Source organism: Trinickia mobilis (assembly GCF_017315705.1).
In the GTDB taxonomy this organism is placed as follows: domain Bacteria; phylum Pseudomonadota; class Gammaproteobacteria; order Burkholderiales; family Burkholderiaceae; genus Trinickia_A; species Trinickia_A mobilis.
In genome coordinates this window covers 91,905-113,608 of the sequence record NZ_JAFLRF010000007.1, presented here as the reverse complement: position 1 = coordinate 113,608, position 21,704 = coordinate 91,905, and the positions used below count along the sequence as shown (strand labels likewise).

Annotated in this window: 18 protein-coding genes; 2 read left to right on the top strand and 16 right to left on the bottom strand. The window is 64.0% G+C overall.

Annotated elements, in window-relative coordinates:
- Positions 1-49: 49 nt before the first annotated feature.
- A complete protein-coding gene (locus tag J3489_RS12185; RefSeq protein ID WP_206998252.1) occupies positions 50-1,306 on the bottom strand; it encodes an RluA family pseudouridine synthase in 1,257 nt (418 codons plus the stop codon).
- 33 nt (positions 1,307-1,339) lie between these two features.
- On the opposite strand from J3489_RS12185, the gene J3489_RS12180 reads away from it, so the two are divergent.
- Positions 1,340-2,209 (top strand): outer membrane protein assembly factor BamD, encoded by an 870-nt coding sequence (locus tag J3489_RS12180; RefSeq protein ID WP_206998250.1) that lies wholly within the window; start codon positions 1,340-1,342, stop codon positions 2,207-2,209.
- Between the two features lie 123 nt (positions 2,210-2,332).
- Here the strand turns inward: J3489_RS12180 and yoaA are convergent, their stop codons facing one another.
- The 3 genes from yoaA to J3489_RS12165 form a co-directional block, all read right to left on the bottom strand.
- Positions 2,333-4,558: a DNA repair helicase YoaA gene (gene yoaA / locus J3489_RS12175; protein WP_206998248.1), complete on the bottom strand. Its 2,226-nt coding sequence runs from the start codon at positions 4,556-4,558 to the stop codon at positions 2,333-2,335.
- A gap of 63 nt (positions 4,559-4,621) precedes the next feature.
- Positions 4,622-4,837, bottom strand: coding sequence for a DUF465 domain-containing protein (locus J3489_RS12170; RefSeq protein ID WP_206998246.1), 216 nt, complete (start codon positions 4,835-4,837; stop codon positions 4,622-4,624).
- 80 nt (positions 4,838-4,917) lie between these two features.
- A complete protein-coding gene (locus tag J3489_RS12165) occupies positions 4,918-5,748 on the bottom strand; it encodes a hypothetical protein (protein ID WP_206998244.1) in 831 nt (276 codons plus the stop codon).
- A 153-nt stretch (positions 5,749-5,901) separates the two neighbouring features.
- On the opposite strand from J3489_RS12165, the gene J3489_RS12160 reads away from it, so the two are divergent.
- A complete protein-coding gene (locus tag J3489_RS12160; protein ID WP_206998243.1) occupies positions 5,902-8,232 on the top strand; it encodes a Tex family protein in 2,331 nt (776 codons plus the stop codon).
- Between the two features lie 128 nt (positions 8,233-8,360).
- On the opposite strand, the gene J3489_RS12155 is transcribed toward J3489_RS12160, so the two are convergent.
- The 12 genes from J3489_RS12155 to J3489_RS12100 all read right to left on the bottom strand — a co-directional run bounded on the left by J3489_RS12155 (position 8,361) and on the right by J3489_RS12100 (position 21,698).
- On the bottom strand, positions 8,361-10,253 hold the full coding sequence (locus tag J3489_RS12155) for a potassium transporter Kup (protein WP_206998242.1): 1,893 nt from the start codon (positions 10,251-10,253) through the stop codon (positions 8,361-8,363).
- A gap of 325 nt (positions 10,254-10,578) precedes the next feature.
- Entirely contained in the window at positions 10,579-11,166 is a 588-nt protein-coding gene (locus tag J3489_RS12150; protein WP_206998241.1) for a phosphoribosyltransferase, read from the bottom strand.
- Between the two features lie 2 nt (positions 11,167-11,168).
- Positions 11,169-12,515 carry an adenylosuccinate synthase gene (locus J3489_RS12145; protein ID WP_206998240.1) on the bottom strand — a complete coding sequence of 449 codons (1,347 nt, stop codon included), beginning with the start codon at positions 12,513-12,515 and terminating at the stop codon, positions 11,169-11,171.
- Between the two features lie 160 nt (positions 12,516-12,675).
- Positions 12,676-13,824: an ATP phosphoribosyltransferase regulatory subunit gene (locus tag J3489_RS12140; protein WP_206998239.1), complete on the bottom strand. Its 1,149-nt coding sequence runs from the start codon at positions 13,822-13,824 to the stop codon at positions 12,676-12,678.
- 126 nt (positions 13,825-13,950) lie between these two features.
- A complete protein-coding gene (locus tag J3489_RS12135; RefSeq protein WP_206998237.1) occupies positions 13,951-14,142 on the bottom strand; it encodes a DUF2065 domain-containing protein in 192 nt (63 codons plus the stop codon).
- Positions 14,143-14,182: 40 nt separating this feature from the next.
- Positions 14,183-15,082, bottom strand: a complete 900-nt coding sequence (gene hflC, locus J3489_RS12130) for a protease modulator HflC (protein WP_206998236.1) — start codon at positions 15,080-15,082, stop codon at positions 14,183-14,185.
- A 16-nt stretch (positions 15,083-15,098) separates the two neighbouring features.
- Positions 15,099-16,457, bottom strand: a complete 1,359-nt coding sequence (hflK, locus tag J3489_RS12125) for an FtsH protease activity modulator HflK (protein WP_206998234.1) — start codon at positions 16,455-16,457, stop codon at positions 15,099-15,101.
- A gap of 112 nt (positions 16,458-16,569) precedes the next feature.
- Positions 16,570-17,787, bottom strand: coding sequence for a GTPase HflX (gene hflX, locus J3489_RS12120; protein ID WP_206998233.1), 1,218 nt, complete (start codon positions 17,785-17,787; stop codon positions 16,570-16,572).
- 58 nt (positions 17,788-17,845) lie between these two features.
- Entirely contained in the window at positions 17,846-18,082 is a 237-nt protein-coding gene (gene hfq, locus J3489_RS12115) for an RNA chaperone Hfq (protein ID WP_063496600.1), read from the bottom strand.
- A gap of 145 nt (positions 18,083-18,227) precedes the next feature.
- Positions 18,228-19,565 (bottom strand): ribosome biogenesis GTPase Der, encoded by a 1,338-nt coding sequence (gene der, locus J3489_RS12110; protein WP_206998231.1) that lies wholly within the window; start codon positions 19,563-19,565, stop codon positions 18,228-18,230.
- 292 nt (positions 19,566-19,857) lie between these two features.
- On the bottom strand, positions 19,858-21,003 hold the full coding sequence (bamB, locus tag J3489_RS12105; RefSeq protein WP_206998229.1) for an outer membrane protein assembly factor BamB: 1,146 nt from the start codon (positions 21,001-21,003) through the stop codon (positions 19,858-19,860).
- 65 nt (positions 21,004-21,068) lie between these two features.
- Entirely contained in the window at positions 21,069-21,698 is a 630-nt protein-coding gene (locus J3489_RS12100; RefSeq protein WP_206998227.1) for a tetratricopeptide repeat protein, read from the bottom strand.
- Positions 21,699-21,704: the final 6 nt, after the last annotated feature.

The following is a 21,704-nucleotide window of genomic DNA, read 5'->3' as shown; positions in this document are numbered from 1 at the left end:
CGTTTTCATTGTTGGTGGATGTCCGGCGCGCGCCGGCGCGTCGTCTGATTTATTCGTCCTCGTCCTCGTCTTCGTCGCAGGACGATTCGTAGCCTTCGCCGGCGCCGTCGAACTCGTCGTCGTAGACATCGTAGTCGTCATCGAGTTCGGACTCGCCGCCGCCCAGACCCAGCGCCTGGGCGAGCGCGGCCATGTCCTCGGGCGGGTCCGCACGCCACTGCATCGTGCGGCCCGTGCGCGGATGAATCAGGCCGAGCCGCCATGCGTGCAGCGCCTGGCGCGCGAAGCCGCCGGGCAGCGGCTTCACTGAACGCTTGCCGCGCGCGTGTCCATAGACGGGGTCACCGAGCAGCGGATGACCGATATGCGCGCAATGCACGCGGATCTGATGCGTGCGTCCGGTCTCCAGGTCGCAGTGAATCGCAGAGACGGGCTGGCGCTCCCAGATTGTTTCGTCGACCGTACGAAAATGCGTGCGCGCAGGCTTGCCCGCGGCGCCGGTCACGACGGCCATCCGCGTGCGTTCGCGAGGATCGCGGCCGATCGGCGCGTCGATCGTGCCGTCGGACGGCATGTTGCCCCACACGAGCGCGAGATAGCGCCGCTTGACCGTGCGCGCCTGCAGCTGGCGCACGAGGTCGGTCTGCGCTTCGAGCGTGCGCGCGACGACCATGAGCCCCGAGGTCTCCTTGTCGAGCCGGTGGACGATTCCCGCGCGCGGCAGCCCGGCCGCCGCGTCGCCGTAGCGATGCAAGAGGCCGTTCAGAATCGTGCCGCTCCAATTGCCGGCGGCCGGATGCACGACGAGGCCCGCGGGCTTGTTGATGACAACGAGCGCGTCGTCTTCGTAGACGATATCGAGCGGCACCGGCTCCGGCGCGAACGCGAGCTGCTCGGGCAGCAGATCGGGCGTCAGCTCGATGGTGGCGCCAAGCGGAACCGGCTGCCGCACTTTCGCGGGTGCGCCGTCGACGAGCACGCGCTCCGCTTCGATCCAGCTCTGCAGACGGCTGCGCGAAAACTCCGGGAACACCTTCGCGAGCACCTTGTCGAGCCGTTCGCCGGCGAGTTCCGGAGGTACGAGCGCAACGCGCGGCTCGGTATCGCCGGCATGGCGCCCCGCGGTGCCGGATGCGTCGTCCGCACGAGCGGCGAGGGAATCCGGCGCGTCGCCCGCGAAATCGTCATCTAGGGGTTCCCCTGCCAGCGCGTCGGCGGGGTCGGCGCTTGGGCTATAATCTTTGTCGGAATCTTTGGGGCCGGATTTGCTACGTGAATTGGCGCCTGAAGCACTTGAGCGGGTCATTTTGACTGGGTCACTGAGACTTATAGCTAGGAAATGCGAGCCCTGAACACCATCATCAAATCGGCCCTCGGCGCGGCCGCCCATGCGGCAAAGCACGCAATCAACCCCGTTGGCACCTATCTGGCACTGGGCGCAACTGCTGCGCTCGTGGCAGCTTGCCACGGCCTGCCGCAAAAGACCGATGAAACGGCGACCTGGACGAACAACAAATTATACTCGGAGGCCCAAGACGCCTTGAGCGGCGGGGATTGGGGCAAGTGCGCGAAATACTTCGAAGCGCTTGAAGGCCGCGACCCATTCGGCCACTTCGCGCAGCAGGCGCAGATCAACGTCGCCTACTGCGACTGGAAAGACAGCGAAACGGCCGCTGCCGACACCGCTGTCGATCGCTTCATCCAACTGCACCCGGATCACCCCGATATCGCGTACGCACACTATCTGAAGGGAATGATCCACTTCAACGACGACCTCGGTCTCTTCGGCCGCTTCTCCGGCCAGGACATGAGCGAGCGCGATCCGAAGTCGCTGCGCGAGTCGTATGATGCGTTCAAAGTCGTCGTCGACAAATATCCGAACAGCAAGTACGCTCCGGATGCCGCCGCCCGCATGCGCTACGTCGTGAACGCGCTCGCTTCGCACGAAGTGCACGCTGCCGACTATTACTATCGCCGCGGCGCCTATGTGGCAGCCATCAATCGTGCCCAGCTCGCGATCAAGGAATACAAGAACGCACCGGCGATCGAAGATGCGCTGCATATCATGATGCTGTCGTACACGCAGTTGAACGAGCCGCAACTCGCCGACGATACGAAGCGCGTGCTCGCCGCCACCTTCCCCGACAGCCCGTACCTCACCGGGCGTGCGCGCTCCGGCGAAACGAAGTCGTGGTGGCAGATCTGGTGAGCCGCCTTCTCCGATAACGGCGAACCGCTAGTAAAAAAACCCGGCTGACGCCGGGTTTTTTTATTGCCTGCTTCGTCGCACATCAGCGCGCCTGGCCGGGCGGGTCCGGCCGACGCGGACCGATCACCCGCCTGCCGCCGCACGCTCCGCGAAGAATTCACGCACGACGTCGATCTCGCGCGTCCGCTTGAACGGCGGAAGACTCTGCCAGATGCGCCGGCCGTAGGGTTTGTCGACGAGACGCGTATCGCAGATCATCAGCACGCCGCGATCGGTCTCAGCGCGGATCAGGCGCCCCGCGCCCTGCTTGAGCGTAATCACCGCCTGCGGCAACTGATGGACCGCAAACGGACTCAGGCCCTTCTTCGCCAACGCATCGAGCCGGGCAGACAGCACCGGATCGTCCGGCGGCGCGAACGGCAGCTTGTCGATCACGACGAGCGACAGCGCGTCGCCGCGCACGTCCACGCCCTCCCAGAAGCTCTGGCTGCCCACCAGAATCGCGTTGCCGTACGCGCGAAAGCGGTCGAGCAATTCGGTCCGGCTCGCGTCGCCCTGCACGAGCAGAGGTGTCTTCCAACCGCGAGATTCGATGACGTCGCGCAGCTTGGCCGCGATCCGGTCGACGGCGCGCAGCGTCGTGCACAGCATGAAGACGCCGCCCCCGGACGCTTCGATCGCCGGCAGCGCCGCGTCGAACACGGCATCGGCAAACATCGGCGAGGAAGGTTGAGGCAAGTTGCGTGGCACGTACAGCAAGCCTTGCGTGCCGTAGTCGAACGGGCTCGGCAGCGTCATCGAACGCTGGGCGCTCAAGCCCATTTGCGCGGCGTAGTGCGTGAAGTCGCCGCGCACCGAGAGCGTCGCCGAGGTGAAGATCCACGCGCGCGGAACGCCCGCACGCTGCTTCGCGAAGATCGGCGCCACCGACAGCGGCGTCTCGTGCAACTGCACCGTGTGCGAGAACACTTCGATCCAGCGTACCTTTTCGTTCGGATCGCCGGCTGCGTCCTGCTTTGTTTCGGATTCGGAGCCCGGCACTTCGGCCTCGGGCAGCGCAGTCCAGCCCTTCAGCAAATCCTGCAATTCGCGCGCGCGTCGCTGGCAGGCGCCGATCGATTCCGCGCGCTCGGCCTGCCCCGCCAGCGCCACCGCGAGCGCATTCAGTTCGGTCTCCAATGCATCGAGCGCCGCGAAGAGCGGGTGATCGCCAGACAATTGGCTGAGCGACAGCCGCACCGAGTCTTCCTTGAATGCGAGCCGCACGTCGCGCGCCGCCCGCTCCAGCGCGGCGCCGAGCTTCACCCACTCGACGGCGTCGCGCGCATGGCTCAAACCTTCAGCGACCGAATCGCGGGCGAGTTCGAGGATCTGCGCGGTCGACAGGGTCTCGCCGAAAAATAGCGTCGCGGTCTCGGGCAACTGGTGTGCTTCGTCGAAGACGATCGTGTTCGCGGACGGCAGCAACTCCGCCATGCCCGTATCGCGCAGCATGATGTCCGCGAAAAAGAGGTGGTGGTTGACGACGACGATATCCGCCTGCTGCGCCTCGCGGCGCGCCTGCATCACGAAGCATTCCTTGTAGTGCGGGCATTCCTGGCCGAGGCAGTTGTCGCGCGTCGACGTGACCATCGACCAGACAGGCGCCGTCTCCGGCACGCTCGCGAGTTCCGCCTTGTCGCCAGTGCGCGTGAGCTTCGCGAAGCGGACGATTTCCTGCAGATAAGCCGTGTCTTGCCGCGACGGCAGGCGGCCGTTGTCGGCCGTGCGTTGCAGGTAGTAGTGACAAAGATAGTTCGCGCGCCCTTTGAGCATCGCGACCGTGACAGGCACGGCGAGCGCGTCGCGGACGGTGGGGATGTCGCGCTGGAAAAGCTGATCCTGCAAGTGCTTGGTGCCGGTCGAGACGACGACCTTGCCGCCCCACAGCATCGCCGGGACAAGGTACGCATAAGTCTTGCCGGTCCCGGTTCCCGCCTCGACGATCAGCGTGTTGTCCCCGGTATCTTCGGCGACCTCGCGTGCGATCTCGGCCGTATCGGCACCGCCGCGCTCGCCGCTTTTTTGCAAGCGGCGCGCCGGGCGCGCTTGCGCCTCGAACATCGCCGGCTCCTGCATCGCCCGCCCCGACGCCTCCATCGCGGCCGCAACCGCGCGCGCCATTTCGATCTGCGACGCACGCGGCCGGTAGCCGTCGATCCGCTGCGCGAGCAGACCGTCGGCGGCGAAGATCGCATCGAGTTCGGCGCCGCGTTTCGGATTCAGCGGAAGCGGCTCGCGCGCGGACGTCCGCGCGTCGGAAGCGCCGGCGCGCGGCTTGTTGGAAGAAGCATCGAGCGGTGAATTCAAGGCAAGCGGTTCCTGCAAAGACCGGTGCGCCCGGCGCGACACCGGCGCTTGCCAGGTCGCAGCTTATGCGTGCGTATCCGGTTCGAGCTGCAATTGCAGCAAGAGAATGTTGTCTTTGACCTTGAGCTTGCGCTTTTTGAGGCGCTGCAGTTCGAGGTCGCTGATATCCGACGAGGTCGCCAGTTGGTCGATCATGCGATCGAGCTCACTGTGCTCCGACTGCAACTGCAAAATCCGGTCACGAAGCACATCCGGTTTGATCGCTTGCTGCTCGCGCATGCTGGCCTCCTCGGTCGAAAAGGCGTCGCGCCGCTCGTCGCGGCCCCGGCACCTGAGGTTGCTGTACGGCAAAAAACGCGTTATTCGCTCTGTTGCTGTTGTTGCTTGAGCTGCTCTTGCTGCTGTCGTTCCTGCAACTGCTGCTGTTGCTGTTGTTGCTGCTTCTCGGCGGCCTGCTTCTGGCGCGCTGCGACATCCGCCTTGTGCTGCGCGGCGTCGGACTGTTTCTGCTGGTAGCGCTGCACGTTTTCCGCGCGCTGCTGAGCCTTTTGCGCGGCTTGCGCATGAGCCTCGTCGAGCTTGCGCTGATAGTCGGCCTGCTTTTGGTTGTACGCCGCCTCGTTAGCCGCGCGCTGCGGGCCTTCCGCGTTGCGCTGCGCCTGATCGAGTTCGTGCTGGCGTTGCTTGTCTTCGAACTGTTGCTGGTTGTGCGCCTCGTTGGCCGCGCGCTGCGGCGCGTCCGCCTCGTCCTGCACACGCTTGATCGCCGCCTGCTCGTCGCGTTGCTGCGCGCGCGCGGCGCGCTCTTCGTCGTTGAGCGCCAATTGCCCTTTGCGGATCTGCGAGCGGACGTCGCGCATTTTGTCGCGTGCGTTGCCGAGGCAATGATTCACGAAGAACTTGCTGTAGCAATCGTGAGCCGCCACGCCGTACTCGTAGTCGTTCTGTTCGCTGCGGCGATCGAGCGCTTTCTGGCGTGTGTCGAAGTCATTGGCTGGCGCCGCGCCAGATGCGCCTTGCGCGGCTGTGCCAAACGTGATGGCGCTTGCCGCCGAAGCCGGCATATCCTGTGAGAAGGCAGCAGACGGCAGCCCGAGCGGCACCGCGAAGGCAGCCGCAGTCACCCACGCAGCGGGCGAAGCAAGCAAAAAACGGGAGGTTGGCAACGTCGTAGAAGAGCATCGGGACATGCTCGAAATTCTAACACCCCGCGCTTGAGCGCTCGGGCATTTATGGCAAAATGCCCCGCTTCGACAACCCCGGCTCCCGCCTCCCGCGCCGTCCCCGGCTGCGGATATCCGGGTTGGAGCCCCGATTGAGCCTCGCAGGCCGACGCACTTCACATGACGGAAACCGTAGCACTCAAGATCGTACAGCGCATCGCCACTGAATTGACCGTCCAGCCGCGCCAGGTCGCGGCGGCGGTTCAACTTCTCGACGAAGGGGCGACCGTTCCGTTTATCGCCCGTTACCGCAAGGAAGTGACCGGCAATCTCGACGACACGCAACTGCGTCAGCTCGAAGAGCGGCTCCTGTATCTGCGCGAGCTGGAAGACCGGCGCGCCGCGATCCTTGCGAGCATCGACGAGCAAGGCAAGCTCACCGACGAGCTGCGTACGGCGCTCGAAGCCGCCGACAGCAAGCAGGTGCTCGAAGACCTGTACCTGCCCTATAAGCCCAAGCGCCGCACGCGCGCGCAGATCGCGCGCGAAGCCGGCCTGGAGCCGCTCGCGCAGGCGCTGCTCGCGAATCCGCTGCTCGATCCGCAGACGGAAGCCGCCGCGTACGTGGACGCCGAAAAGGGCGTCGCCGACATGAAGGCAGCGCTCGACGGCGCCCGCGACATCCTCTCCGAGCAATTCGGCGAAACCGCCGAGCTGCTGGGCAAGCTGCGCGATTACCTGCACAGCCAGGGCAGGGTGTCGTCGGCCGTCGTCGAGGGCAAGGAAGGCGAAGAAGGCGAGAAATTCCGCGACTACTACGACTACTCGGAAACCATCAAGACGGTGCCGTCGCACCGCGCGCTCGCCCTCTTCCGCGGCCGCAATGCAGGCGTGCTGATGGTGAAGCTCGGCTTGGGCGAGGAACTCGACGCCCAGGTGCCGCATCCGGGCGAGGCGATGATCGCGCGCCATTTCGGCATTGCAAACCAGAACCGTCCCGCCGACAAATGGCTTTCCGACGTGTGCCGCTGGTGTTGGCGCGTCAAGGTCCAGCCGCACCTCGAGAACGAATTGCTTACGCAGTTGCGCGACGAAGCCGAGCATGAGGCGATTCGGGTGTTCGCGCGCAACCTGAAGGATCTGCTGCTCGCAGCCCCTGCCGGCCCGAAGGCCGTGATCGGTCTCGACCCGGGCCTGCGCACGGGCGTGAAGGTCGCCGTCGTCGACCGCACGGGCAAGCTGCTCGCCACCGACACGATCTACCCCCACGAGCCGCGCCGCGACTGGGACGGATCGCTCGCGAAGCTCGCGCGCATTGCCGCGCAGACGCAGGCTGAGCTCATCAGCATCGGCAACGGCACGGCCTCGCGCGAAACCGACAAGCTCGCGAGCGAGCTGATCTCGCGCCATCCCGAGCTGAATTTGCAGAAGATCGTCGTGTCCGAAGCCGGCGCGTCGGTCTATTCGGCTTCCGAACTCGCTGCGAAGGAATTTCCGGAGCTGGACGTATCGCTGCGCGGCGCCGTGTCGATCGCGCGCCGCCTGCAAGACCCGCTCGCCGAGCTCGTGAAGATCGAGCCCAAGGCGATCGGCGTCGGCCAATATCAGCACGACGTGAACCAGCGCGAGCTCGCGCGTTCGCTCGACGCGGTCGTCGAGGATTGTGTGAACGCAGTCGGCGTCGATGCAAACACGGCGTCCGTCGCGCTGCTCGCGCGGGTGTCGGGCCTGAATGCGACGCTCGCGCGCAATATCGTCGAGTATCGCGACGCGAACGGTCCGTTCCCGTCGCGAGACCATCTGCGCAAGGTGCCGCGTCTCGGCGACAAGACTTTCGAGCAAGCCGCAGGCTTCCTGCGCATCAACGGCGGCGAGAACCCGCTCGACCGTTCGTCCGTTCACCCCGAAGCGTATCCAGTCGTCGAGCGGATGCTCGCGAAGATCAAGAGGCAGATCGGCGACGTGCTCGGCAACCGCGACGCGCTCTCGGGTTTGTCACCGACGGAATTCGTCGATGAGCGCTTCGGCCTGCCGACGGTGCGCGACATCCTGACCGAACTCGAGAAGCCGGGCCGCGACCCGCGCCCCGAGTTCAAGACCGCGACGTTCCGCGAAGGCGTCGAAAAGGTTTCCGATCTGGTCCTGGGCATGGTGCTCGAAGGTGTCGTGACGAACGTCGCGGCGTTCGGCGCATTCGTCGACGTCGGCGTGCATCAGGACGGCCTCGTCCACGTGTCGGCGATGTCGACAAAGTTCATCAAGGACCCGCACGAAGTCGTGAAGGCCGGCCAGGTCGTGAAGGTGAAGGTGCTCGAAGTCGACGTGAAGCGCCAGCGCATCGCGCTGACGATGCGCCTCGACGACGACGCGTCCGCGGGCTCGTCGTCGCGCGGCGGCGCACAGCAGGACCGCAGCGGCCGCCCAGGCGGCGGCGCACGGCCGCCGCGCTCGCGCGATCCGGAACCGGCTGGCGCAATGGCCGCGGCGTTTGCGAAGCTAAAACAGCGCTAGGCACATGGGCTGGCAGCGCAATGCCAGCCGCAGTGCCAATAAGAAAAAAAGCCCACGCTAAATTTCGGCGTGGGCTTTTTGTTGTGCACGCAACGGACGCATTCACGTTGCGCGCTCGTTCAGCACGATCAGATCTCGATCTTCGTTCCGAGCTCGACCACGCGATTTGCTGGAATCGCGAAGAAGTCAGTCGGCTTCGCAGCATTCTGATGCATCCACGCGAACACGCGCTCGCGCCACACCGACATGCCCGGCAACTGTGTCGGCACGACGGTTTCGCGCGCGAGGAAGAACGAGGTATCCATCAGCTCGAACGTCAAGTCGTACATGCGGCCGACTTCGAGCAGCGTCGCCTTCACGTCCGGCGTTTCGTTGAAGCCGTACGCCGCCTTCACGATATAAAGCCCGCCCCCGACATCGCGCACGGTGACGCGGTCTTCATCCTTCACATACGGAATGTCGCGCGTGACGAAAGTCAGGAAAATGGTCCGCTCATGCAGCACTTTGTTGTGCTTCAGGTTGTGCAGGAGACTGACTGGCACGAGCGTATCGCTGCCCGTCAGATAGATCGCGGTGCCCGACACGCGGTGCGGCGGATGCGCGAGCAGGCCTTGCAGGAACGGCGCGAGCGGAATGCCGTCGGCGGCCGTGCGCTCCTTCACGATCATGCGGCCCTTGTGCCAGGTCATCAAAAGGAAGAACAGCACCGCGCCAATGCCGAGCGGAAGCCAGCCGCCCTCCTCGACCTTCAGCAGATTCGCGCCGAAGAAACCGAGGTCGACGATCATGAAAGCGCCGATGATGAAGGCCACCAGCGCCTTGTTCCACTTCCAAACCTTCACCATCGAGACGCACAAGAGGATCGTCGTGATGACCATCGTGGCCGTCACTGCAATGCCGTACGCCGCGGCCAAATTGTCCGAGCTCTTGAAGCCGATCACGATGCACAAGATGATGAAGAGCAGCATCCAGTTCACGACCGGCACGTAAATCTGGCCGATCGCCAACTCCGACGTGTGCAGCACCTTCATCCGCGGCACGTAGCCGAGCTGGATCGCTTGTGACGTGAGCGAGTACGCACCCGAAATCACGGCTTGCGAGGCGATCACGGTCGCCACCGTCGACAGCACGACGAGCGGCAGCAGCGCCCAGTCGGGCGCGAGCAGGAAGAACGGATTTTCGATTGCCTTCGGGTCCGTCATCAGCAATGCGCCCTGGCCGAAGTAATTCAGCACGAGCGACGGCATCACGAGCACGTACCAGGCCATCCGGATCGGCTTGGCGCCGAAGTGACCCATGTCCGCATAGAGCGCTTCGGCGCCGGTCAGCACCAGCACGACCGAACCGAGCACCACGTACGCTTGCAGCACGTGCGCCGACATGAACGATGCCGCGTAGTAAGGATTGAGCGCGGCTATGACGCCCGGCGTGCGGACGATGTGATAAGCGCCCAGAATGCCGATCGTGATGAACCAGATAATCATGATCGGCCCAAACAGCTTGCCCACGAGCGCTGTGCCGTGCCGCTGAATCCAGAAAAGCGCAATCAGAATGACGATCGTAATGGGCAGCACGAGATGCGATAACTGCGGCGTCGCGATCTCCAAACCCTCGATGGCCGAAATGACGGAAATCGCCGGGGTAATGACGGCATCGCCGTAAAACATGCAGGAACCGAAGATTCCCAGCGCCATCAACACGGCGGCCGCCTTGCTTTTCGTATCGAACGAACGCAGCGAGAGCGCCATTAACGCGAGCACGCCGCCCTCGCCGTTATTGTCGGCGCGCATCACGAAAAGCACATATTTGATCCCGACCACGATCACGATCGCCCAGAACAGCAGCGAAATGACGCCGAGAATCGAATTATTGGTGAGCGCAATCCCGTGCGACGGGCTGAATGCTTCCTTTAGCGAGTAAAGCGGGCTGGTTCCGATGTCGCCGAAAACCACACCGATCGCCGCAATGGCAAGAGAATGCAAAGGCTGCTTATGCGTATGTGCCTGGTTGTTATCTTTCATAAACGCGGGGTAAATCCGATCTCGGAGGGGCGGAAGAAACGAGCGCAATTCTAACGGGGCACGCAAACGCGCCGCCTTGCGTGTTGTGCATACGCTACGAGCGGCAGCCCGCGAAGTTTAGCATCGCCATGCACCAGAGTCAGGCGCATTTTGCGCACTGCAGCATGATTGCGGTCAACGGGCGGGCTAAAGCGCATGCACCGCGTTGCATGGGGCCCGAGTAACCGCTGAAGCGCTAACTCGGGTCGACATAAAAAAAGCGGAGTCGGAAGACTCCGCTGGACCATGGTGCACCAACGATCGCACGGCAGGGTCGTGCTAAACGTCACTCGTTCGACGCCGAATTTCGCGCCAAGCCGCGCTTGATCCATGCCCCGAGATTGTGCGGACGCACGGTATCCCATTCCTCGAACGGCTGGTGAATCCACGGGTTCGTCGGAAGGTATTGCACGTGGTAGTCGGGCTTGACCTTCGAGCAGCCCTTATACCAGAGCACCGCGGAACGCACGGCGGCAATCGCCGGATAGCGGTCCTTCAAATGCTGCTGCACGCGCGACAGTGTAACGCCGGAATCGACCAGGTCGTCCACGAGCAGCACGTTGCCCGACAGCTCGCCGCGCGTCATCGTGATGTATTGCGCGATATCGAGCTCGCCCTGCTCGGTGCCGGCGGCCTCGCGATAGGAACTCGTTGCAAGGATCGCGAGCGGCAGGTCATAGATGCGCGACAGTTGGTCGCCGACGCGCAGGCCGCCGCGCGCGAGGCACAGGATCTTGTCGAACTTCCAGCCGGATTCGTGAACGGCCAGTGCGAGCAATTCGATCAGCCGGTGGTACTCGTCCCAGCCGACCCACAAATTCTTGTCGTCGTTGCGCGGGTCCGTCATCGCGATCATGGTCAAGCCTTGCGTCATCGTTAAACCTTGAACGGATGGCGAAGCAGAATCGTCTCATCGCGATCCGGGCCAGTCGAAACCATGTCGATCGGCACGTCTGCCACTTCCTGCACGCGCGTCAGGTAGGCTTGCGCGTTCGCGGGCAGCTTGTTCCATTGCGTGATGCCGATCGTGCTTTCCTTCCAGCCGCCGAACGTCTCGTACACCGGCTCGCAGCGTGCGACTTCCGACGCGCCGCGCGGGAGGATGTCGGCGTCCCTGCCGTCGATCTTGTAGCCGACGCACAGCTTGACTTCGTCGAGGCCGTCGAGCACGTCGAGCTTCGTGATGCACAAGCCCGAAACGCCGTTGATCTGGATCGAGCGGCGCAGCGCGGCGGCATCGAGCCAGCCCGTGCGGCGCGGACGGCCTGTGACGGAGCCGAATTCCTTGCCGACGTTCGCGAGCGTCACACCGATCTGGTCCTGGCGCGCCTCGTTCTCAGCGTCGTACAGCTCACTCGGGAACGGCCCGGAACCTACGCGCGTGCAGTATGCCTTCGTGATGCCGAGGATGTAGTTGAGCTTCTGCGGACCGACGCCCGCGCCTGCAGCCGCCGCACCGGCGACGCAGTTGCTCGAGGTGACGAACGGGTAAGTACCGTGATCGATGTCGAGCAGCGTGCCTTGCGCGCCTTCGAACAGGAAGTTGCGGCCCGCGGCGTTTTCGTCATACAAGCGGCGCGAAACGTCGGTGACCATTGGCGCCAAGCGATCCGCGTAACTCAGCATCGTATCCAGCGTCTGCTGAAAATCGACGGCCGCGGCGCCCAGGTATTGGGTCAGCACGAAGTTGTGGAAATCGAGGCTGTCGCGCAGACGTTCCGCGAACGCCTCCGGCTCGAACAGGTCTTGCACGCGCAGCGCGCGGCGGCCGACCTTGTCTTCGTACGCCGGACCGATGCCGCGCCCGGTCGTGCCGATCTTGCCGGCGCCGCGACGCGCCTCGCGCGCCTGGTCGATCGCGACGTGATAAGGCAGGATCAGGGTGGTCGCTTCGGAGATGAACAGCCGCTTCTGGACGTCGACACCGGCGGCTTCGAGCTCGCCGATTTCCTTGAAGAGCGCCTCGGGCGACAGCACCACGCCGTTGCCGATATAGCAGGCGACGCCTGCACGCATGATGCCCGAAGGAATGAGGCGCAAGATGGTTTTCTTGCCGCCGATGATGAGCGTGTGGCCAGCGTTGTGACCGCCCTGGAAACGCACGACGCCTTGGGCGTGGTCCGTCAGCCAGTCGACGATCTTGCCTTTGCCCTCATCACCCCACTGGGTCCCCACGACGACGACGTTGCGGCCGGGGGTCACATTCACTGCACTGGCAGACATGTTGATTCGTTAGCTGGTTAAAAACGTATTCTACCCATGTTCGCCGACGGTTCCGAGTTTTTCCGTTTCGGCTCAACGGCATGGGTCATTTTTGCGATGCTGCCGGAAACGCCCGGAAGGCCGTCTCGAGCAGCGCCGCGAAGGCCCCTGACGCCCCGCTCTAGCGAGCCTCGACGACCCACGCTCCGTTGCGCTCGACGAGCACGCGGTCGCAGGCGAATTCGTCCAGCGCGTGATCGTGGCCGGGCAGCGCCTGAATCACGACTTCGCCCGCGTCGCGCAACAAGGCGACACTCGCGCGCAGCGCATCGTCGTGCTTCCAGGGCGCGAGGATCGCGCTGCTGCGTGCCTCGATCGGCGAAATGCGCGCGACTTCGCGCAGATCCAGCGAAAAGCCCGTCGCGGGCCGCGCGCGCCCGTACGCCTGCCCGACGTGGTCATAACGGCCGCCGCGCGCGACCGCGTTCGGCACGCCATCGACATAGGCCGAGAACATCGCGCCGCTGTGATACGCGTAGCCGCGCAAATCGGCCAGATCGATCGTGACCTCGGCGCCGTCGACCTGTGCGGCCAAAAACTCGAGATCGCCGAGCGCGCTTGCAATCGCCGGCAGATTCGGCAAACGCTGCCGCGCCAGCGCGAGCATCGACGCGTCGCCGTAAAGCGCGGGCAGCGCGCGCAGCGCGTCGCGCGCCACGTCGCTCATGCCCTGTGTCAGCTCGTCCAGGCGCGCGACGTCCTTGCCCGCGAGCGCCTCATAAAGCGCTTCACCCGCCGCGGCCGCCGTCGGATCTTGCGCAAAAATCGCAGACAGCACGCCCGCGTGACACAGGTCGAGACGGATCTTCGTCAGACCGGTAAGCCGCAAAACGTCGAGCATGAGCTGCTGGATTTCGATGTCCGCTTCGAGGCCCGCATGACCATAAATTTCCGCGCCGACCTGAATCTGCTCGCGCGTTGCGTGCAGGCCCCGCGGACGCGTATGCAGCACGTTGCCCGCGTAGCACAGGCGCGTCACGCCTTGACGATTAAGCAGGTGCGCGTCGATGCGAGCCACTTGCGGCGTCGTGTCGGCGCGCAGCCCGAGCGTGCGCCCCGACAGTTGATCGACGAGCTTGAACGTGCGCAGGCTCAAATCGCTGCCGCCGCTCGTCAGCAGCGACTCGAGGTATTCAAGCAGCGGCGGCATCACCATCTCGTAGCCGTATGCTCGGAAGCGATCGAGCAGCGCGCGTCGCAATTCTTCGATCTTGCGCGCCTCCGACGGCAGCACGTCGGCGATATTTTCAGGAAGCAACCAGGTCGACATCGGTACAGTCCTACTGCGAAAGTGAGCGGCACGCCAGCGCATGCCGCGAGATGAAGATTCGACGAAACCGCCAGTCAGGCGGTAAAACACACCCGCCAAATCGGGGCGAAGTTCGGCGCAAGGCGCTCAGGTCGCCGCGAGCAGCAGCAACAGCCCGAGCGCCATGACGATGAGCCCGCCGATCCGGATGTGGTTGACCGGCCGCTCCGCTATTCTACGAAACGTCTCCCGCCAGGCGGTGGGAAACACGAAGGGAAACATCCCCTCGATGATGAGCATCAGTGCGATCGCGAGCAGTAACGAGCCGGCCATGTCCATACGAATGCCAGCGCCGCAACTCGTGTGCGGCGCCCCTGAATCAGTGTTTGCGTGAGGCTGCTGCGGGCGCGGGAGCGCTGCCGTCGGCGCTGCGCATGAAGCGGAAGAAGTCGCTGTCCGGATCGACGACGATCACGTCGTTCGGCTTGAAAATGCTCCGGTACGCCTGCAGGCTTTGGTAGAACTGATAGAACTGCGGATCGCGGCTGAATGCGTCCGCAGCGATAACCGCAGCCTTGCCGTCGCCCTCGCCCTTGATCGACTGAGCCTGCTTATAGGCGTCCGCCAGCACCGCCTGCTGCTTGCGCCCGGCATCGGCCTTGATCTGCTCCGCTTCGGCCGCACCCTGTGCGCGCTCGTGATCCGCTGCCTGTTCGCGGGCAGCAATCATCCGCTTGTAGACGGCATCCGTCATCGCGGCCGGAAAATCGACGCGCGTGAGTTCAATGTCGACGATATCGATGCCGAGCGGGCTCGCCTGCTTCTGCATCGCCTCGCGCGCCTCGCCGGCGATCGCCTGCTGCTTGCCGAGCGCATCGGCGAGCGCGTACTTGGCGAATGCATCGCCGAGCACGCCGCGCAATTGCGTGACGAGCTGCTCGGACACGCTCTGCGGATCGCCCTTCGTTTCGACGAACAGCTTCAGCGGGTCGGAGACGCGGAACTTAAGTACCGGGTTCACGAGAAGATCGATCTTGTCGGACGTCGCGTAACGGTCGGCATCCGGCGCATCGAGCGTCTGGATGCGCGTATCGACGAGCGTTGCAGTCTGCAACGGCGGCGGCAGCTTGAAGTGCAGCCCCGGACCTTCGACCAGCGGGTTCGCCCCGCCATGCGACGAAACGACGGCGGTTTGCTGCTGATCGACGACATAAATCATCGACGACCCTGCGAACAGGACGGCCACGACAACCACGACGAGCGCGATGATTCGATTCATGTGTTTGCGCTCCTTATTACGGCAGATCGTCTTCGCGGCCGCGGCTGCGGAACGCATCGCGCGAACGCAGGACGTCGCTTGCCGCGGCGGCCTGACTTGCCGCGCTCGGCGCAGAAACGGCGGCCGACGACGCGGCGGCACTGCTGGCGGCTTGGCTCGCGCCCGCCGCGGACGCGCTGGAGGCGCCGCTTGCCGCTTCGCTCGCACGCTGACGGCCTTCCTCGACGATCTTGTCGAGCGGCAGGATCACATTGGCGCCGGTCTTGCCCCCGACGTAGACCTTCGTCACGTTCGAATAGATTTGCTGCATCGTTTCCAGGTACATCCGCTGGCGGATCACCGCGGGCGCCTTCGAATACTGCGCATAGACTTGCTCGAAGCGTTCGGCATCGCCCTGCGCTTCGGCCACGACGCGGTCCGCGTAGGACTTCGCATCGTCGATCATGCGCGCGGCGTCGCCTTGCGCGCGCGGCACGAGCTCGCTCGCGTAAGCTTGCGCATCGTGTTTCGCGCGCTCGCGGTCCTGGCGCGCCTTGGCCGCGTCGTCGAACGCGCTTTGCACCTGCTCCGGCGGCGTCACGCTCTCGATCGTGACACCTGTGACGGCAAGGCCGGTCCGATATTGATCGAGCTTGCGCTGGATCGAATCCTGCAGCTGCTGACGCATTGCTTCGCGATCCTGATAAAGCATGTCTTCCGTGCTGCGCGTGCCGACGATTTCGCGCACCGACGCCTGCGCGGCCTGCGTCACGCTTTGATCAGGATCGGTGGTGCGGAACAGATAGTCGGTGGGTGTCTTGACCTGGTATTGGACTGCAAAGCGCACATCCAGGAAATCGCCGTCGCGCGTGAGCATCGACGAGTCCTTCACGTTGGCGCCGGCAACGGCGTTGTTGCGCCCGATTTCCACCGCGCGCACCTGTCCGACGTTGACGATTTCCTGCGTTTCGAACGGAAACGGCAGGCGCCAGTGCACGCCTTGCTCGACGGTTCCCCGGTATTTGCCGAATTGCAGCACGACGCCGGCCTGGCCGTCCTGCACGATGAAAATGCCGCTGCCGAGATAAATCGCGACCAGCACGCCGATCACGATACCCACGCCGACGCGCGCGGCGCGCCCGTTATCGGGACGGCGGTCGCCAGGGCCCAAACCCTTCCCTTTACCCTTGCCGCCGAACAAGCCGCTCAGGCGGCGATTGAAGTCGCGCCACATCTCGTCGAGATCGGGCGGCCCTTCGCCGTCGCCTTGCGGACGCTTTGGCTCATTCGGGCGCTGCTTGTCGCCATTACCTTCGCTACGCCCCCATCGAGGATCGTTGATCGAAAGAATGGCGCGCAAACGCAGCCAAGTACTCCGCTCTTTGTATTCGTTCACCTGTGTTCGTTCACTTGAGTAGTGAGGGCCCCCAGACCTGCCGCTACGCGCCAGGCCCCCCGAGGGGAGCAATAAAACTTGGGGCGGCCCGGCGTTTTCTTGAGAGGGTCGGTCAAAGCAAATTGGAACGCGTCAGCACCTCGTTTCCGGCGTCCATCGCGACCTTGAGTTCTTCGCGTTGTTCTGCCAACCGGTCTTCTTCCGGCAGTGCTCGCCCAGTGTCTGGAAGATTTTCTGAAGTCGCGATCTCGGCGATCGCGGCACGCAGCGCGTCCAATCCTTGGCCCGTGCGCGCGCTCAAAAAGACGCGCGAAATATTACCATACTCGTCCCTTTCGACCGCCTCGCCACGCGCCGCCAGCTCGGGCACGGCGTCGATCTTGTTGAAGACGAGAATCTGCCGGATCGAGTCGGCGCCGATCTCGTGCAACACGTCGTTCACCTGATCGATCTGGTCGAGCCGCACCGCACTCGATGCATCGACCACATGAAGCAACAAATCCGCATGAATCGTTTCCTCGAGCGTCGCGCGAAACGCCGCGACGAGCTGGTGCGGCAACTCGCGGATGAACCCGACCGTATCGGACACCACCACTTGCCCCGCTTCGTCGCCCAAGTAGACGCGGCGCGAGGTGGTATCGAGCGTGGCGAACAACTGATCGGCCGCATAGGCCTGCGCCTTCGTCAATGCATTGAACAGCGTCGATTTGCCGGCGTTGGTGTAGCCGACGAGCGACACCGACATCGTCCGATTGCGTTCGCGCTGGCGGCGCTGCGTGCCGTGCTGGCGGCGCAGCTTGTCGAGCCGCGTCTTCAGCATCTTGATGCGCTCGCCGATCAGCCGGCGGTCGGTTTCGAGCTGAGTTTCGCCGGGGCCGCGCAGACCGATACCGCCTTTCTGCCGCTCGAGGTGGGTCCATGCGCGGATCAGCCGCGTCGACAGATACTGCAACTGCGCGAGTTCGACCTGCAGCTTGCCTTCGTGGCTGCGGGCGCGCTGCGCGAAGATGTCGAGAATCAGGCTGGTGCGGTCGACGACGCGCCTGTTAAGCGCACGCTCCAGATTGCGCTGTTGCGCGGGAGCCAACGCGTGATTGAAGATGACGATTTCTATGTCGTTCGCTTCGCAGGCAAGGCGCAGTTCTTCGGCCTTGCCGCTGCCGACGAACATCGCGGCATCGGGGCTGGAACGTCGTCCGGTAAGCGTGACGGCAGGATGGGCTCCCGCGCTCTGCGCGAGCAGGCTGAGTTCTTCTAGACTGGCTTGGAAATCGATCTTTCCAAAGTCGATGCCGACGAGGGCTGCGTTGATCAAATTGGAGGATGTCAAAATGAAGCGACCGGCATGTATCGCCGACGGCGACGCAATGCCGGCCGCGACGATGGGTTTAGGACTGTTCGGTATCCGGGTGGAAATTGACCGGACGGGCAGGCACGACAGTCGAAATGGCGTGCTTGTACACCATCTGGGTCACGGTATTCCGGAGCAACACGACGTACTGGTCGAACGATTCGATGTTCCCCTGGAGCTTGATGCCGTTGACCAGATAGATGGACACCGGCACATGCTCTTTACGCAGCGCGTTCAAAAACGGGTCTTGTAACAATTGCCCTTTGTTGCTCATAGCAAACTCCGTCATTTTTTTGCAGGTTGATCGTGATTGAGCGGCGAAGAAAAAGAAATTCCCCGTCAATCGCTACACTATAGCCGATTTTCGTTATCGCACCAGCGGGCTAGCCATTCGGCCAAACCCTTGACGCACGCGGGTTTCAGCCTTTGTCCGCGTAAGGGTTCGTCGACGAACGAAACTCTATTCGTAATGGAGTCCCCGTCAGCGAGAAAGTTTCTCGGAAGCGGTTCTCGAGGTAGCGCTTATAGGTTTCAGTCACCGCGTCGAGCGCATTGCCGTGGATCACGATGATCGGCGGATTCTGCCCGCCCTGGTGCGCATAGCGCAGCTTCGGACGAACCGGTCCACGGCGCCGCGGCTGCTGGAACTCGACCGCCTCGATCAGCGCGCGCGTGAGCTTCGGCGTCGGCAGCTTCGCCATCGCGGCAGCATACGCGTCGTCGACCGAGCGCATGAGTGCGCCGATCCCCGTCTTCTCCACCGCCGATATGTAGTGGAATTTCGCAAATTCAAGGAATTTGAGCTTGCGCGTCAATTCGGATTTCGTGCGCTCGCGCACATGCGAATCGAGCCCGTCCCATTTGTTCACCCCGACCACGAGCGCACGGCCCTGCTCGACGACGAAGCCTGCGATGTGCGCATCCTGATCCGAAATGTCCTGTTGCGCGTCGAGCAATAAAATCACGACGTTCGCGTCCGAGATCGATTGCAGCGTCTTCACGACCGAGAATTTCTCGATCGCCTCGAACACCTTGCCGCGGCGGCGCAGGCCCGCTGTATCGATCAGCGTGTACTTCTTGCCCTGCCGCTCGAAATCGACGTAGATCGAATCGCGCGTCGTGCCAGGCATGTCGAACGCAATCACGCGGTCTTCGCCGATCAGCGTGTTCACGAGCGTCGACTTGCCGACGTTCGGCCGGCCGACAATCGCGATCTTCACGCCGCGATGCGCCTTTTCCTCCTCGCTCTCTTCCGGATGGCCCGCGTACGCGACGCCGAGCGCCTCGTCGATCATCTCCGTGACGCCGTCGCCATGCGCCGCGGAAATCGCGCGCGGATCGCCCAAGCCGAGTTCATAGAAATCGGCGGCGACCGACGTGTACTTCATCCCCTCGGCCTTATTGACGACGAGGAAAATCGGCCGGCCGGTCTTGCGCAAATAATCCGCAATCGACTTGTCCTGCGGCGCGAGCCCGTTGCGCCCGTCGACGATGAACACGACGATGTCCGACTCCTCGACCGCCTGACGGGTCTGGCGCGCCATCTCATGCAGGATGCCGTCCTTCGCGACCGGCTCGAAGCCGCCCGTGTCGACCACCAGATACGGCCGGTCGCCGACGCGCCCTTCGCCATAGTGGCGATCGCGCGTGAGGCCCGGCAGGTCCGCGACGAGCGCGTCGCGCGAGCGCGTCAAGCGGTTGAACAGAGTGGATTTCCCCACATTGGGGCGCCCGACGAGGGCAATTACGGGTTTCATCTGATGTTGTCTAAAGTGAAACGCAGAGGCGTCGTCCCCTTGCTGCCGCGGCGATGCCGCCCGGCAACCGACAGGCTGCGTTTGACAAAAATTATCACGAATTCATTGCGGCCCGGCTCCGGCCGGCCGCCGTGTCTTAAGCGGGCGATAGTTCGGCCGAAGGCACGGTGGGCTGGCGCCCTATGCCTTCGCACTGCCGATAAAAACGCGTGCAGGCCGGCACGGGCCGGCCTGCACGACGTACGTACAGAAAATACAGAAAACGGTTGCGAACCGTTACAGGCAGCCGCGTTTATTGCGGCCGAAAACCGTACAGATCGCCGTCGCGCGTCTGCACGACGAGGGTATCGCCCGCCATCACCGGCGCCGAAATGATCGGGCTGCCGTCCGTCTTCATCCGCGCGACGAACGAACCGTTGTCCCGCGACAGGAAGTGCACGTAACCCTGATAGTCACCCACCACCACCGACGGCCCCAGCAGGAACGGCACGCCAAGATCGCGGCTCTTGAGCTTGTCATTGCTCCAGAGCTTCTTGCCGCTTTGCACGTCGAACGCGCTCATCACCGACCAATCGTCGGGCGCCGCGACGATCGCGTCGTCCTGCGCCACTCCGCGCGCGCTCGAGAACGCTTTCTGCCACAGCGGGCGGCCCGAGTTCGCGTCGAAACAGCCGATTTGCCCCTGGAACGTCACCGCGCAGGTCTCGGCGCCGATCAGCGTCGGTGCGCCCGTCACGTCGTTGATCCGCTCGACTTCGGTCACGCCCTTCGGATACGACACCGGCGCTTCCCAGTACTCGTCGCCGGTGTGCAGGTTGATCGCCGCGAGGCCGCCGCCGGGGAAGCCGGCGAGCACCGCGGCGTCGCCGGCGAAAGTCATGCCGGCCGACACGCGCAGATTGAGCGGCACCGCGCGATTGCGGTACACCCACTTCAACTCGCCCGTATCCGCGTTGAATGCGCTGATTGCGCCGTCGATCGTCCGCACGATCACGAGACCGTTGCCGACGAGCGGCGGCGAAATGATTTCGCCTTGCGCCGTTGCCTTCCACAGCAGCTTGCCGTCCGCGCCCAGTACGTAGACCCCGCCCTTTTCCGCGCCAACAGCGGTCAGCGTGCCGTCGCTGCCGACGCCCGCGGTCAGGTCGACGCCCACCTTCGTGCGCCACACTTCCTGACCGGTCTTCGCATCGATCTTCTCGACCGAGCCGTTCGCACCTGCGGCGTAGACCGCGCCACCGGCCGCGACCGGCGCGAACAGATAGCGCCCGCCCTTGCCGACGCTAGCCTTCCAAGCCTGCTGAACGTTGAGCACGGGCTTGAAGTCAGTCAGCGGCGTCGGCACGCGGCGCTCGTCTTTCGTGGATGAGCAAGCCGCCACGGCGAGGACGGTCATCGCACAGACAACGGGCGCAGCGTAACGTTTCAGCAGATTCATCGGTGGGCAAGCTAGGTAAGGTTGGTCAATGGAAAGGGAGCCGAGCGCGGCGCACACGGCGCCGCTCAGCTACCCAGCGCGTCCAGCTTGAACTGGATCAGTTGGCGCGCTGACGTATCGTTCTTCGCCACCGTGTCGAGTGCGAGTTGATAGGCCGTGCGGGCGTCGTCGCGCTTACCCTGGGCGGCCAGCAAATCGCCGCGGCGGTCTGCGACGAGGCCCTTGAACGCGTCCGGCGGCGTATCGCCGAGGAGCGCGAGGCCCTGGTCGTATGCCTTCTCGTCGAGCAGCAGTCCGGCCAGGCGCAGCTTGGCGATTTCCTTGTACTCGTCGTCCTTGGCGTGGTCGACGGCCCATTGCAACTGCGCCTTCGCCGCGGCTTCGTCGCCCGCGTCGTAGAGCGCCTTCGCCGCGGCGAGCGCCGTCATCTGCCCGTAGGCCGTACTGCCGTAGCGGTCTTCCATGTCGGCTGCGACGCGGCTCACCTTTGCCTTGTCGCCCGATGCGACAGCCTGCTGGACCTGCTCGTAGAACACGGCGGCTTGCGCCGCTTCGCGCCGCTGCCAGAAATTCCAGCCGTTCCAGCCTGCCCCGGCAACGAGCGCGATGAGCACGATCCAAGTGGTGGCATTGCCCCACTGCGCCCACCAAGCCTTGACACTTTCTATCGATTCTTGTTCGTCGTGGTAACTCATCGCTAA

Excerpts from the sequence above, each read along its gene's own strand:
- J3489_RS12185 (WP_206998252.1), bottom strand. The coding sequence starts at position 1,306 with ATGACCCGCTCAAGTGCTTCAGGCGCCAATTCACGTAGCAAATCCGGC.
- J3489_RS12180 (WP_206998250.1), top strand. The coding sequence starts at position 1,340 with ATGCGAGCCCTGAACACCATCATCAAATCGGCCCTCGGCGCGGCCGCC.
- J3489_RS12170 (WP_206998246.1), bottom strand. The coding sequence starts at position 4,837 with ATGCGCGAGCAGCAAGCGATCAAACCGGATGTGCTTCGTGACCGGATT.
- J3489_RS12165 (WP_206998244.1), bottom strand. The coding sequence starts at position 5,748 with ATGTCCCGATGCTCTTCTACGACGTTGCCAACCTCCCGTTTTTTGCTT.
- J3489_RS12160 (WP_206998243.1), top strand. The coding sequence starts at position 5,902 with ATGACGGAAACCGTAGCACTCAAGATCGTACAGCGCATCGCCACTGAA.
- J3489_RS12155 (WP_206998242.1), bottom strand. The coding sequence starts at position 10,253 with ATGAAAGATAACAACCAGGCACATACGCATAAGCAGCCTTTGCATTCT.
- J3489_RS12150 (WP_206998241.1), bottom strand. The coding sequence starts at position 11,166 with ATGACGCAAGGCTTGACCATGATCGCGATGACGGACCCGCGCAACGAC.
- J3489_RS12145 (WP_206998240.1), bottom strand. The coding sequence starts at position 12,515 with ATGTCTGCCAGTGCAGTGAATGTGACCCCCGGCCGCAACGTCGTCGTC.
- J3489_RS12140 (WP_206998239.1), bottom strand. The coding sequence starts at position 13,824 with ATGTCGACCTGGTTGCTTCCTGAAAATATCGCCGACGTGCTGCCGTCG.
- J3489_RS12135 (WP_206998237.1), bottom strand. The coding sequence starts at position 14,142 with ATGGACATGGCCGGCTCGTTACTGCTCGCGATCGCACTGATGCTCATC.
- hflC (WP_206998236.1), bottom strand. The coding sequence starts at position 15,082 with ATGAATCGAATCATCGCGCTCGTCGTGGTTGTCGTGGCCGTCCTGTTC.
- hfq (WP_063496600.1), bottom strand. The coding sequence starts at position 18,082 with ATGAGCAACAAAGGGCAATTGTTACAAGACCCGTTTTTGAACGCGCTG.
- der (WP_206998231.1), bottom strand. The coding sequence starts at position 19,565 with ATGAAACCCGTAATTGCCCTCGTCGGGCGCCCCAATGTGGGGAAATCC.
- bamB (WP_206998229.1), bottom strand. The coding sequence starts at position 21,003 with ATGAATCTGCTGAAACGTTACGCTGCGCCCGTTGTCTGTGCGATGACC.
- J3489_RS12100 (WP_206998227.1), bottom strand. The coding sequence starts at position 21,698 with ATGAGTTACCACGACGAACAAGAATCGATAGAAAGTGTCAAGGCTTGG.